Annotated in this window: 13 protein-coding genes; 6 read left to right on the top strand and 7 right to left on the bottom strand. The window is 66.7% G+C overall.

Going from position 1 to position 12570, the window contains the following annotated elements:
• Positions 1–131: 131 nt before the first annotated feature.
• A complete protein-coding gene (locus SMCB_RS00705) occupies positions 132–977 on the bottom strand; it encodes a KilA-N domain-containing protein (protein ID WP_034111989.1) in 846 nt (281 codons plus the stop codon).
• A gap of 183 nt (positions 978–1160) precedes the next feature.
• On the opposite strand from SMCB_RS00705, the gene SMCB_RS00700 reads away from it, so the two are divergent.
• The 3 genes from SMCB_RS00700 to zapD are packed head-to-tail and all read left to right on the top strand — an operon-like array spanning position 1161 to position 3468.
• A complete protein-coding gene (locus SMCB_RS00700; RefSeq protein WP_045534349.1) occupies positions 1161–2057 on the top strand; it encodes a prepilin peptidase in 897 nt (298 codons plus the stop codon).
• A 15-nt stretch (positions 2058–2072) separates the two neighbouring features.
• Positions 2073–2705 carry a dephospho-CoA kinase gene (gene coaE / locus SMCB_RS00695; protein ID WP_045534347.1) on the top strand — a complete coding sequence of 211 codons (633 nt, stop codon included), beginning with the start codon at positions 2073–2075 and terminating at the stop codon, positions 2703–2705.
• A gap of 7 nt (positions 2706–2712) precedes the next feature.
• Complete coding sequence (gene zapD, locus SMCB_RS00690) at positions 2713–3468, top strand: cell division protein ZapD (RefSeq protein WP_045537295.1); 756 nt, start codon at positions 2713–2715, stop codon at positions 3466–3468.
• Here the strand turns inward: zapD and SMCB_RS00685 are convergent.
• The 5 genes from SMCB_RS00685 to SMCB_RS00665 form a co-directional block, all read right to left on the bottom strand.
• Entirely contained in the window at positions 3465–3971 is a 507-nt protein-coding gene (locus SMCB_RS00685; protein WP_045534344.1) for a (deoxy)nucleoside triphosphate pyrophosphohydrolase, read from the bottom strand. The genes zapD and SMCB_RS00685 overlap by 4 nt on opposite strands.
• A gap of 45 nt (positions 3972–4016) precedes the next feature.
• Positions 4017–4913, bottom strand: coding sequence for an ATP-binding protein (locus SMCB_RS00680; protein WP_045534342.1), 897 nt, complete (start codon positions 4911–4913; stop codon positions 4017–4019).
• A 64-nt stretch (positions 4914–4977) separates the two neighbouring features.
• Complete coding sequence (gene argJ / locus SMCB_RS00675; RefSeq protein WP_045534340.1) at positions 4978–6207, bottom strand: bifunctional glutamate N-acetyltransferase/amino-acid acetyltransferase ArgJ; 1230 nt, start codon at positions 6205–6207, stop codon at positions 4978–4980.
• A 62-nt stretch (positions 6208–6269) separates the two neighbouring features.
• Positions 6270–9032: a preprotein translocase subunit SecA gene (secA, locus tag SMCB_RS00670; RefSeq protein WP_045534338.1), complete on the bottom strand. Its 2763-nt coding sequence runs from the start codon at positions 9030–9032 to the stop codon at positions 6270–6272.
• 186 nt (positions 9033–9218) lie between these two features.
• Complete coding sequence (locus SMCB_RS00665) at positions 9219–9398, bottom strand: hypothetical protein (protein WP_144400201.1); 180 nt, start codon at positions 9396–9398, stop codon at positions 9219–9221.
• A 131-nt stretch (positions 9399–9529) separates the two neighbouring features.
• Here SMCB_RS00665 and SMCB_RS00660 point away from each other — a divergent pair, with 131 nt between their 5' ends.
• Positions 9530–9757: an addiction module protein gene (locus SMCB_RS00660; protein ID WP_045530301.1), complete on the top strand. Its 228-nt coding sequence runs from the start codon at positions 9530–9532 to the stop codon at positions 9755–9757.
• Positions 9754–10050 (top strand): type II toxin-antitoxin system RelE/ParE family toxin, encoded by a 297-nt coding sequence (locus SMCB_RS00655; RefSeq protein WP_045534334.1) that lies wholly within the window; start codon positions 9754–9756, stop codon positions 10048–10050. The genes SMCB_RS00660 and SMCB_RS00655 overlap by 4 nt, the downstream gene beginning before the upstream one ends.
• Before the next feature lie 26 nt (positions 10051–10076).
• On the opposite strand, the gene glmS is transcribed toward SMCB_RS00655, so the two are convergent.
• On the bottom strand, positions 10077–11972 hold the full coding sequence (gene glmS / locus SMCB_RS00650) for a glutamine--fructose-6-phosphate transaminase (isomerizing) (protein WP_045534332.1): 1896 nt from the start codon (positions 11970–11972) through the stop codon (positions 10077–10079).
• Positions 11973–12090: 118 nt separating this feature from the next.
• Between glmS and SMCB_RS00645 the strand changes: the two genes are divergently transcribed.
• Positions 12091–12549 carry an SH3 domain-containing protein gene (locus SMCB_RS00645; RefSeq protein WP_045534331.1) on the top strand — a complete coding sequence of 153 codons (459 nt, stop codon included), beginning with the start codon at positions 12091–12093 and terminating at the stop codon, positions 12547–12549.
• Positions 12550–12570: the final 21 nt, after the last annotated feature.

Genomic DNA, 12570 nt, shown 5'->3' with positions numbered 1-12570 from the left:
GGCTGTCGGCAAAGTCCGCCTCGACCGCCTGCGCCATCGCGGCGGCAGGCACAGCGCCGGTTGCGCAGCGGCCACGGCGGCGGCAAAGAGCTGGCGTAGCAGGGGGGCGGTGGCAGTCAAAGCGAATTCAGTCACCGACTACGCCTTTCACCGGCCTTGGGGCCACTCAGTTGCTTGATTTCATTGAGGCCAACCAGCGAACGCATCTGCCTGATGGCGATGGCGTTCAACTGCGCCAGCCGCTCTGGAGCGGCCAGCCCTTGGTGAATCAGCACCGCATTGATGCTTTCGAGGTTTGACAACACCACCAGTTGCTCCAGTGTGGCCGCATCCCGCATGTTGCCGCTCTGGTCTGCATTGACTTGTCGCCACTGGGCCGCCGTGATGCCGAACAGGGCAACATTGAGCAAGTCGGCCTCGCTGGCGTAGATGATGCCAGTCTGTTTCGGCGTGAGTAGCGGCGGGATCAGCCGCTCCTTGATGGCATCGGTGTGAATCTTGTAATTGACCTTCGCCAAGGTACGCTGAAAACTCCACTCCAAGGAAGTGGTGCGGGATTCTTCATCCTTGAGGCGCTGGAACTCCTTGATGAGGTAGAGCTTGAACTCCGGGCTGAGCCAAGAGCCGAACTCGAAAGCGATGTCCTTGTGGGCATAGGTTCCGCCATACCGTCCAGCCTTGGCATGCAGGCCGATGGCGGCGGTGCCCTCGATCCATTTTTTAACCGACAGGAAGAAGCTGTTGCGCCCAGCCTCGTTTTTAATTCCCTCGAATTCGATGGAATTAAACCCTGGGTTGTTGAGTTGCTCCCACACGCCCAAGAACAGCACGGTGTCCTTGTTCTTGAGCCATTGCTCAATCAGGGCGCTGCCGCCGTCGAAGTTCCTCACCATATCAGTCAGCGAAAGGTAGTCGTGCTCGTTCCGGGTGGCGATCGTAACCTCTGTACCTTTGACGTTGATGATGCGATTCTTCATCCTGAATCCGTTCGATGAGCCTCAAACAAACCGGCTTAAATAATTAAATCAAAGAGTTATCAAACTGCGCACGACACCCAGAAGGCGCCGTTCTGCTCGTGTGACTTTATCATTAATCAACTGCCCTGTGACACACCACCCCCGTTTACACTCCCCACACCTCCACCACTCCACCATCGCACCATGCCACTGGACACCCTCACTGGCCCGTTGGGCATCGCCTTGGCCGCCGTGCTGGGCCTGTTGATCGGCAGCTTTCTGAATGTGGTGATCCACCGGCTGCCGCTCATGCTGGAGCGGCGCTGGGCCGCTGAGTGTGCCGAGATGCACCCGGCCACCGCCCCATCCACCCTGCCGGGCTCAGGGCTGGCCGCCCCGGCCACGGCGGCGCAAGCCCCGGCGCTCAACCTAATCACGCCGCGCTCGCGCTGCCCGGCCTGCGGTGCCGGCATCGCCTGGTACCACAACCTGCCGCTGCTCAGCTACGCCCTGCTGCGCGGCCGCTGCAGCGCCTGCGCGGCCCCGATCGGGCTGCGCTACCCGCTGGTGGAGTTGCTCACCGGCATCGGCTTTGCTTGGGTCATGCACCTGCACGGCCCGGGCTTGGCCACTCTGGCCTGGATGGGTTTCGTCGCTGCCGTGCTGGCGCTGGCCTTCATCGACTGGGACACCACCTTGCTGCCAGACGACATCACGCTGCCGCTGGTTTGGGCCGGGCTGATCGTGGCCGCGCTGGGCTGGAACACCATCGACCTCGGCACCGCCCTGTGGGGTGCGGTGGTGGGCTACGTGACGCTGTGGTCGATCTACTGGGCCTTCAAGCTGCTCACCGGCAAAGAGGGCATGGGCTATGGCGACTTCAAGCTCTTGGCCGCGCTCGGGGCCTGGCTGGGCTGGCAGGCGCTCCTGCCGGTGCTGCTGCTGGCCTCGGTGCTGGGCGCGGTCGTGGGCATCGCCATGAAGTACAGCAGCGGCTTGCGCGAGGGCGGCTACGTGCCCTTTGGGCCGTTCCTGGCTTTTGGCGGCCTGCTGGCGCTGGCGCTGGGGCCGGCCACGCTGCTGGGCTGGATCGGGCTTTAAACCGCACCGCCCACCATGCGCGCCCACCCCCAGCCCCCTTGGCGCATCGGTCTGACCGGCGGCATCGGCAGCGGCAAGAGCACGGTGGCGGCGATGCTGCAGGCGCTGGGCGCGCCGGTGCTCGACGCCGACGCTCTGGCGCGCGCCTGCACCGCCCCCGGTGGCACCGCCATCGAGCCCATCCGCGCCGCCTTTGGCCCGCAATACATCGGGCCCGACGGGGCGCTGGACCGCGAGCAGATGCGGGCGCTGGTTTTTGCCCAGCCCGCGGCGCGCCAGCGGCTGGAGGCGATCGTGCACCCGCTCGTGCGCGCCGCGATCGAGCAGGCCTGCGCACAGCTGCAAGGCCACAGCGACTGCGTGGTGCTCGACATCCCGTTGCTGGCCGAATCGGCGCATTGGCTGCAGCAAGTCGATGCGGTGTGGGTGGTGGACTGCAGCGCGCAAACGCAGATTGAGCGCGTGCGCGCGCGCAACGGCTGGCCGCGGGCGCAAATACAAGCCGTGCTCGACGCCCAAGCCAGCCGCGCGCAGCGGCTGGCGCTGGCCGACACGGTGCTCGACAACGACGCCACCACCACCCTGCCCCAGTTGCAAGCGCAAGTGGCGGCGGCTTATGCCCGGCAGCGCCAGCTTTTCGGGCTATGATCGAGCGGTGATCCTCTACGAGTACCCGTTCAACGAACGCATCCGCACCTACCTGCGGCTCGAGCGCTTGGCCGAGCGCTTGGGCCAGTTGCTGCTGCGCCCCAGCGCCCTCGATCACCACTTTGCGCTGCACACCCTGTTCGAGCTGCTCGAAATCGGGGCGCGCTCCGATTTGAAATCCGAAATCCTCAAAGACCTCGAGCGCCTCAAGCAGCAGTACCTGGGCTACCGCGGCAACCCGGCCATTTCCGAGGCCGCGCTGGAGCAGTTCATCGCCCGCCTAGAAGGCTGCTACGCCGCCTTGCAGGAGTGCGGCAAGGTCGGGCAGTCGCTGGCCGAAAACGAATGGCTGACAGCGGTGCGCAGCCGCTTGGCCATTCCCGGCGGCAGCTTCGAGTTCGACTTGCCCGCCTACCACGACTGGCAACAGCGCAGCCCCGAGCTGCGCCAGCAAGATCTGCAGCCGTGGGCGCAGACCCTAGAACCGTTGCTCGAACCGGTGCAGCTGCTGATGAACGTGCTGCGCAACTCGGCCCAAGCGCAAAAGGTCTGGGCCAGCCACGGCCAGTTCCAGCAAAACCTGGCCCAAGGCAAAAGCTACCAGATGCTGCGGCTGTGGATCGCCCCAGAGCTGAGCCTGGTGCCCGAGATCAGCGGCAACCGGATGCTGTTTGCTGTGCGCCTGCTGCAGCGCGGCGTCGACGGCAAGCTGCACCTGGCCAGCGAGAGCGAGGCCGAGCTGGAGTTCACGCTCTGCGCTTAAGGGGCCAAGGGGGGCTGTAGCACCAGTCCCTGCAACCCCTGCAACAGCGGCACCGAACCCGGCAACAGCGGTGCCGCCTGCACCGGCAGGCTCTGCCAAGCGCAGCTTTGGCCTTCGTGCATGTGCAGGGTGCCGCTCCAGTCGCGCACCAGGCACACCTGCAGGCGCACCAAGGCGTGCGGGTAGTCCACCACGAGGCTGCGCCAAGGCTGCACGGCGCCGATCTGCAGCCCGATTTCTTCCTGCAGCTCGCGCCGCAGCGCCGCCTCAAGGCTCTCGCCGGCTTCGATCTTGCCGCCGGGGAACTCCCAGCAACCGGCATAGGCTTTGCCCGGCGGGCGCGTGGTGAGCAAAACGCGCCCTTGGGCGTCGACCAGCACGCCCACCGCGACTTCGATCAGGCGCTGCCCGTGGCCCGGGGCGCGCGGTCGCTCGGCGTCCACCACCAGCGCCGGTGGCACGTTTGGCAAGGTCCACTCTGGCAACGGCGGCGGCAGGCTCATGTATGGGGCCACAGGCTGGCTGGGGATGGCTAGAGGATAAGGGGGCTAGGCCAGCGCCGAACCCGCGACGGCGCTGCTCGGGTGGTTGCCGGCGTAATCGCGCGCAAACTGGTAGGCCACGCGGCCGTTGCGCGCGCCGCGCTCGAGCGCCCAGACCAGCGCTTGCGATCGTGCGGCCTCGATCGCTGCCTCGGGCACGCCAAAGTGCCCCAGCCACTGGTGCACCACGCTCAGATACTCGTCTTGACCGAAAGGGTAAAAGCTGATCCACAGCCCGAAACGCTCGGACAGCGAGATTTTTTCCTCCACCGCTTCGCCAGGGTGCAGTTCGCCGTCCTCGTCGCGGCGGTGGCTCAGGTTGTCGCGCAGGTACTCGGGCAGCAGGTGGCGCCGGTTGCTGGTGGCGTAGATCAGCACGTTGGGGCTGCTGGCGGCCACCGATCCGTCCAAGATCGACTTGAGCGCCTTGTAGCCGCTCTCGCCGTCCTCGAAGCTCAGGTCGTCGCAAAAAATCAGGAAGCGCTCGCTGCGTTCGGCCACCAGCGCCACCAAGTCGGGCAAATCGCCCAGGTCGGCTTTATCGACTTCGATCAGGCGCAGGCCTTGGGCCGCAAAGGCGTTTAGGCAGGCGCGGATGAGCGAGCTTTTGCCGGTGCCGCGCGCGCCGGTGAGCAGCACGTTGTTGGCCGGCAGCCCCTGCACGAAGTGCGCGGTGTTGCGCACCAGACGCTCTTTTTGCGGCTCGATTTCCTGCAAATCGGACAGCGCCATGGCCCCGATGTGGCGCACCGGCTCGAGCAGGCCGTGGCCGCCGCGTTTGCGGTAGCGCCAGGCCACGGCGGCGCCCCAGTCGGGGGCAGCCAGCGGCTGCGGCAGCACGGTCTCGAGGCGCGCCAGGAGTGCTTCGGCGCGCAGCAGCACGCGTTCAAAGGCTTCGTTCATGGGTTGCGGTCAGGGCTTTGATCTGGGGCTAGGCGAAGGGCATCCAAAGCGGATCAGGAGCGGATCAAGAACGGTAATCGGCGTTGATGCGCACGTAGTCGAGGCTGAAGTCGCAGGTCCAGACGGTCTCGGTGGCCGCGCCCCGGCCCAGGCCGACGCGGATGGTGATCTCGCTCTGGCGCATGACGCGCGCGCCCTCGGCTTCGGTGTAGCCGGGGTGGCGGCCGCCGCGCGTGACCACGTGCACGTCGTCGAGGTGCAGCTCGATCCGGTTTTGGTCTAGGTCGGCGATGCCGGCGTAGCCCACCGCCGCGAGGATGCGGCCCAGATTCGGGTCGCTGGCGTAAAACGCGGTTTTGACCAGCGGCGAATGCGCGATGGCGTAGGCCACCTGCAGGCATTCATCGGCGTGGCGCCCGCCTTCGACGCGCACGGTGATGAACTTGGTCGCGCCCTCGCCATCGCGCACGATGGCGTGCGCCAGCGTCTGCGCCAGCTCGGTCAGGGCCGCCTGCAAGGCCACGCCGTCTGGGCTGGCTAGGTCGGTGATGGGGGCGTGCCCGGCCTGCCCGGTGGCGATCAGGATGAAAGAATCGTTGGTCGAGGTGTCGCCGTCGATGGTGATGCGGTTGAACGAGGCGTCGGCCAAGCGCCGTGCCAGCTCGGGCAGCAGCGCGGGTGCGATGCAGGCGTCGGTGGCAACGAAGCCGAGCATGGTCGCCATATTGGGCCGGATCATGCCGGCGCCCTTGGACATGCCGCTCAAGGTCACGCGTTGGCCACCGAGCTGCAGCTGGCGGCTGGCGGCCTTGGCCACGGTGTCGGTGGTCATGATGCCTTCGGCGGCGCGCAGCCAGTGCGTGGGCTGGGCGTCGGCCAGCGCTGCCGGCAGGCCAGCGACGATGCGCTCGATCGGCAGCGGCTCCATGATCACGCCGGTGGAAAAGGGCAGCACCTGCTCGGGTGCTAGGCCCAGCAGCGCGGCCAGGGCGGCGCAACTCTGGCGCGCGTGCGCAAGGCCCGGCTCACCAGTGCCGGCGTTGGCGCAGCCGGTGTTGATGAGCAGCGCGCGCACCGCCGCGCCGGCCTCGAGGTGCTCGCGGCACACCTGCACCGGTGCGGCGCAGTAGCGGTTGCGCGTGAACACCCCAGCCACGGCGCTGCCGGGGTCGAGCAGCAGCACGGTCAGGTCTTTGCGGTTGGGCTTGCGCACCCAGGCTTCGGTCACGCCGATGCGCACCCCGGGCACGGGCAGCAGGCTCTCGACGGCAGGGGCGCTCCAGTTGACGGGCATGGTTTTACTCCTTTGGGCCTTTGGGCCGCTTAAGCTCTAGCCACTTAGGCCACTAAGACCTCTCAGGCCAGCTTGCCGTGGCAATGCTTGTATTTTTTGCCGCTGCCGCAGGGGCAGGGGTCGTTGCGGCCCACGCGCGGCAGTGCGCCGGCCGGGGTGGCGCGACCACCGAGCAGGCCACGGTCGGCCACGGTTTCGGCCTCGCCGGTTTCGCTCGGGGCGGTGTAGGTGACGTTGCTGAAGCGCTCGGCGGCGGCTTCGAGCTCCTGCGCGGCGGCACTCACCTGCTCGGGCGTCTGCACCTTCACGTTCATGAGGATGCGCGTGACCTCGCCGCGCACTTGGTCGAGCATCAGCGAGAACAACTGGAACGCCTCGCGCTTGTACTCCTGCTTGGGCTGCTTTTGCGCGTAGCCGCGCAGGTGGATGCCTTTGCGCAGGTAGTCAAGGGCGCTTAAATGGTCGCGCCAGTGGCTGTCGAGGTTTTGCAGCAGCACCACGCGCTCGAAGGCGGCAAAGCTGCCCGGGCTGGCCAGCTGCACCTTGGCCTCGTAGTGGGCGTGCGCGGCTTGCAGCACCTTCTCCACCACATCGGCGTCGTCCATCTCGCTGGCCGCGTGCACCTCTTGCACCAGCGGCAGGGGCAGGCCCCACTCCTCGGCCAAGGCTTTTTCTAGGCTAGGCAAGTCCCACTGCTCTTCCACGCTCTGGGCCGGCACAAACTGGCGCACGACATGCGTGAGCGCGCCGCTGCGCAGGTTGCGGATCTGTGGCCCCACCTCTTGCGTGTCGATGAACTCGTTGCGCTGCTGATAGACCACGCGGCGCTGGTCGTTGGCCACGTCGTCGTACTCGAGCAGCTGCTTGCGGATGTCGAAGTTGCGCGCTTCGACCTTGCGCTGCGCGTTCTCGATCGAGCGCGTCACCATGCGGTGCTCGATCGCTTCGCCCTCGGGCATATTGAAGCGCTCCATGATGGCGCGCACCTTGTCGCCGGCAAAAATGCGCATCAGCGAGTCGTCGAGGCTGAGGTAGAAGCGGCTCGAACCCGGGTCGCCCTGGCGGCCGGCGCGGCCGCGCAGCTGGTTGTCGATGCGCCGGCTCTCGTGGCGCTCGGTGGCGATGATGCGCAAGCCCCCCAGCGCCACCACGCGCTCGTGGTCGAGCTGCCATTGGGCGCGCGCAGCGGCGATCTTGCTCGCCCGCGCCGCTTCGTCGAGCGCCGGGTCGGCCTCGATGGCGGCGCACATTTTTTCTAGGTTGCCGCCGAGCACGATGTCGGTGCCGCGCCCGGCCATGTTGGTGGCGATGGTGATGGCGCCGGGCCGGCCGGCTTGGGCGATGATGTCGGCCTCGCGCTCGTGCTGTTTGGCGTTGAGCACCTCAAATGGCAGCTGGGCTTTTTTGAGCAGATCGGCGATGATCTCGGAGTTTTCGATCGACGAGGTGCCCACCAGCACCGGCTGGCCGCGCTCGTGGCACTCGCGGATGTCGGCGATGGCGGCGACGTATTTTTCGGGCGTGGTTTTGTACACGCGATCGAGCTCGTCTTTGCGCTGGCTGGGCCGGTTGGGCGGCACCACCACGGTTTCCAGACCGTAGATTTCTTGGAACTCGAAGGCTTCGGTGTCGGCGGTGCCGGTCATGCCCGAGAGCTTGGCGTAGAGCCTGAAGTAGTTTTGAAAGGTGATCGAGGCCAGGGTCTGGTTCTCGGGCTGGATGCGCACGCCCTCTTTGGCCTCCACCGCTTGGTGCAGGCCCTCGCTCCAGCGCCGCCCGACCATCAGGCGGCCGGTGAATTCATCGACGATGATGATCTCGCCGTTTTGCACCACGTACTGCTGGTCGCGGTGGTACAGGTGCTGCGCCTTGAGCGCCGTCACCAGGTGGTGCATGAGCGCGATGTTGGCCGGGTCGTAGAGCGAAGCGCCCTCGGGCAGCAGGCCGGCTTGGGCCAGCAGCGCCTCGGCTTTTTCGTGCCCGCTCTCGGTCAGGTTGACGGTCTGCGCCTTTTCATCGACCAAAAAATCACCCGGCTTGATCACGCCCTCGCCGGTGCGCATGTCTTCTTCGCCCTCTTGGCGCTCGAGGTGCGGCACCAGCTTGTTGATGGCGATGTATTCGTCGGTGTGGTCTTCGGCCTGGCCGCTGATGATCAGCGGCGTGCGCGCCTCGTCGATCAGAATCGAATCGACCTCATCGACGATGGCGTAATACAGCCCGCGCTGCACCCGGTCGCGGGCCTCATAGACCATGTTGTCGCGCAGGTAGTCAAAGCCGTATTCGTTGTTGGTGCCGTAGGTGATGTCGGCGGCGTAGGCGGCCTGCTTTTGCTCGCGCGTGGTCTGCGAGCGGTTGACCCCGACCGAGAGCCCAAGCCAGTTGTAGATGCGGCCCATCCACTCGGCGTCGCGCCCAGCCAGGTAGTCGTTGACCGTGACCACGTGCACGCCTTGGCCGGCCAAGGCGTTGAGATAGACCGCCAGCGTCGAGGTCAGGGTTTTACCCTCACCGGTGCGCATTTCGGCGATCTTTCCGCTGTGCAGCGCCATGCCGCCTATCAGCTGCACGTCGAAGTGGCGCATTTTGAGCACGCGCTTGCTGGCCTCGCGCACGGTGGCAAAGGCCTCGGGCAGCAGCGCATCCAGCGTCTCGCCCTGCGCCAGCCGCTGTTTGAATTCGGCCGTCTTGGCTTGCACTTGGGCATCGCTCAGGCGCTCGAACTCGGTCTCGAGGGCGTTGATGCGGGCCACCGTCTTGCGGTGGGTTTTGAGCAGGCGCTCGTTGCGGTTGCCAAAGAGCTGGGTCAGGAATTGAAGAGGCATGGCAAAAAGCTGGTCTCGCGTCCGGCGGCGCAAGCGGTTCAATAAAGCGGCCGACCGGGCCGGGCTGGGTGCGCGCACGCCGTGCGAGCGCACCAAACATGCATTTTAGCCCCCGTCCACCCAGCCCGCCCAAAGCCTGCGCTGCCCAGAGCCCGCGCTGCGTCGCACTGCGTCTGGTGCCGTGGCTCAGGCCGCCTTGGCCGCCAGCCGCAGGGGTGCCTTGGCTGTGGACTGGGTGCGTTGGGGCTGCGCTGCCCGTGCGCTTGGGGCCTGCTCTGCATCGGCTCGGTACACCGCCAAAGCCTCGCCTAGGCGCAGCGCTTGGCCATGCAGGCTCTCAGCAGCGGCGGCGCCTTCTTCGACCAAAGCGGGTTTTTTACGGAAGCATTGATCTGCTACACCGTCACGCTTTTGGCCCGCACCCAAAAACCCAAACAGCATGGGATTTTGCTACCATGGCGCCACCAAACCACACTACCGCACCATAGGTTGCTTCCATGAACGCTATCGAAATCGACTCCATGCCGGTGGCCCAAAAACTGCGTTTGATGGAGGCGCTGTGGGAGTCGCTGTCCCAAACCCTAGACGCCCCCGACAGCGAGGCCGCCCCGGATTGGCATGCGCAGGCCTTGCAGGAGGCTGAAACTGCGCTGCGCGCGGGCCGAGCCGAGTTCATCGACTGGCAAGCCGCCAAACAAATCTTGAGTGCGCGCAGCCGGGCATGACCATCCGCCTGCTGTCCTTGGCGCTCGATGACTTGGACGCTGGACGGCGCTTTTACGAACGCCAGCAAGCCGGCTTGGGCGACTATTTTCTCGATTCCCTGTACTCCGACATCGAATCCTTGCTGCTTTACGCCGGCGTGCACGCCAAGGTCTTGGGCTGCTACCGCGCGTTGTCGCGCCGCTTTCCGTACGCCATTTACTACCGCCTCGAGGGCGAGGAGATCCAAGTCTGGCGCGTGCTGGATTGTCGCCAGCGCCCCAGCACCACCCGGCGCCAGTTGCGCAGCGACTGATCCCGTACGCACTTACCCAAGCCCCCTCACTCCACCGTCACGCTTTTGGCCAGGTTGCGCGGTTTGTCCACGTCGGTGCCGCGCGCCAACGCGCAGTGGTAGGCCAGCAGTTGCAGCGGCACCACGTGCAAAATCGGGCTCAAGTGGCCGTAGTGCTCGGGGAGACGGATCGCGTGCAGACCGTCGGCGCTGCGGATGTGGCTGTCGGCGTCGGCCAGCACGTAGAGCACGCCGCCGCGGGCGCGCACCTCTTGCATGTTGCTCTTGAGCTTTTCCAGCAGCGCGTCATTCGGTGCCACCACCACCACCGGCATTTCCTTGGTCACCAGCGCCAGCGGGCCGTGCTTGAGCTCGCCGGCCGGGTAGGCCTCGGCGTGGATGTAGCTGATCTCTTTGAGCTTGAGCGCGCCCTCGAGCGCGATCGGGTAGTGCATGCCGCGGCCCAGAAACAGCGCGTGCTCGTGCTGGGCAAAGGCCTCGGCCCAATGGATGAGCTGTGGCTCGAGCGCCAGCACGGCTTGCAGTGCCAGCGGCAGATGCCGCATGGCCTTGAGCTGCTGCGCCTGCTGCTGCGCGTCGAGCCGCCCGCGCACTTGGGCCAAGGCCAGCGTGAGCAAAAATAGCCCAGCCAACTGGGTGCTGAAGGCCTTGGTGCTGGCCACGCCGATCTCGACCCCGGCGCGCGTCAGGTAGCTGAGCGCGGTTTCGCGCACCAGCGCGCTGGTGGCCACGTTGCACACGGCCAGCGTGTGCCGCATCCCTAGGCTTTGGGCGTGGCGCAGCGCCGCCAGGGTGTCGGCGGTTTCGCCGCTCTGGCTGATGGCCACCACCAGCGTGCGCGGGTCGGGCACGCTGGTGCGGTAGCGGTATTCGCTCGCCACTTCGACCGTGGTCGGCACACCGGCCATGTCTTCCAACCAGTAGCGCGCCACGCAGCCGCTGTAGTAGCTGGTGCCGCAGGCCAAAATGAGCACGCGGTCGATCTGCGCGAACACCGCCGCCGCTTTGGCCGGTTGCTCGCCCAAGCCGTCGAACAGCTCGGGGCCGATCGATTCCACGCCCTCGAGCGTGTCGGCGAGCGCGCGCGGCTGCTCAAAAATCTCTTTGTGCATGTAGTGGCTGTAGGGCCCGAGCTCGGCCGCGCCGGTGTGCGCCTGCACCGTGCGCAGCGGGCGCTCGGCGGCACCGAGCAACTGGCCGCTGCCAGCAAAAATCTGATAACTGCCTAGGCGCAGATCGACCACGTCGCCCTCGGACAGATAGACGATCTGGTCGGTCACGCCGGCCAGCGCCATGGCGTCGCTGGCCAGGTAGTGCGCGGCCCCGGGCGCATCGGCCGCACCCACACCCAACACCAGCGGCGAGCCGGCGCGTGCACCCACCACGCGCTCGGGCTCGGCCTGGTGCAGCACCGCAATCGCGTAGGCGCCGTGCAGCCGCGCCACCGCTGCGCGCACCGCCGCCAGCAAGTCGCCCTGGTAGAGCGCATCGATCAGGTGCACGATCACCTCGGTGTCGGTCTGGCTGGCAAAGGCGTAGCCTTGGGCTTGCAGCTCGGCGCGCAGCTCTTCGTGGTTTTCGATGATGCCGTTGTGCACCAGCGCCACCCGCGCCGGCTGCTGCGCCACAGCGGCCAGCGAGCCTGGGCCGTGGCTGAAGTGGGGGTGGGCGTTGTGCTCGGCCGGGGCGCCGTGGGTGGCCCAGCGGGTGTGGGCGATGCCGGTGCCCGCCACCAGCCCGTCGGCCTGCACTTGGGCGCGCAGCTCGGCCACGCGCGCGGTGCTGCGGCTGCGCACCAGGCCAGCGCTGGTGTGCACGGCCACACCGCACGAGTCGTAGCCGCGGTACTCGAGCCGCTGCAAACCCTGAACCAAGATCGGTAGCGCATTGCTACCCGAAACCGCTGCCACGATGCCGCACATAGGAAATAGCCTTCTTGAGAATAGAATTCAGAGGTCACGATGCTAACGGCAAAAACAGCGCGCACCGCCCGGCTTCACCGCCCGACCCGCCCCCCCTGTGTCTCGAGGAGTTTCACGCATGTCCTGGCTGGCCCACATCCGCCTTCTGTTTCTTGCCGCCGCCTTGGGGCTGGCCGCGCTGGCCCCGGTTTGGGCGCAAGACTTGGTGAGCGCGCGCAACCCGACCATCAACATGCGCGCCGCCCCCAGCACCGATGCCGAGGTGCTCTGGCGCCTTGCTCGAGGCTACCCGCTGCAGGTGCTCGAGCGCCGTGGCGACTGGCTGCGCGTGCAAGACTTCGAAGGCGACCAAGGCTGGGTGGCGCGCAGCGTGGTGGGCGACACCCCGCACCACATCGTGCGCAGCCCGCGCGCCAACCTGCGCGCCGGCCCCGGCACCCAGCACCGCGTGGTGCACACCGCCGTCTATGGCGACATTTTGCGCACCGTGCGCCGCCAAGGCGACTGGGTGCAGGTGCAGCGCCCCGACGGCCGCGGCAACGCCTGGGTGGCCAGCGAGCTGCTCTGGGGCTGGTAGCCACCGCTTGCGCCAGCGCCA

Source organism: Serpentinimonas maccroryi, assembly GCF_000828915.1.
In the GTDB taxonomy this organism is placed as follows: domain Bacteria; phylum Pseudomonadota; class Gammaproteobacteria; order Burkholderiales; family Burkholderiaceae_C; genus Serpentinimonas; species Serpentinimonas maccroryi.
This window is presented reverse-complemented; position numbering and strand designations above follow the sequence as displayed.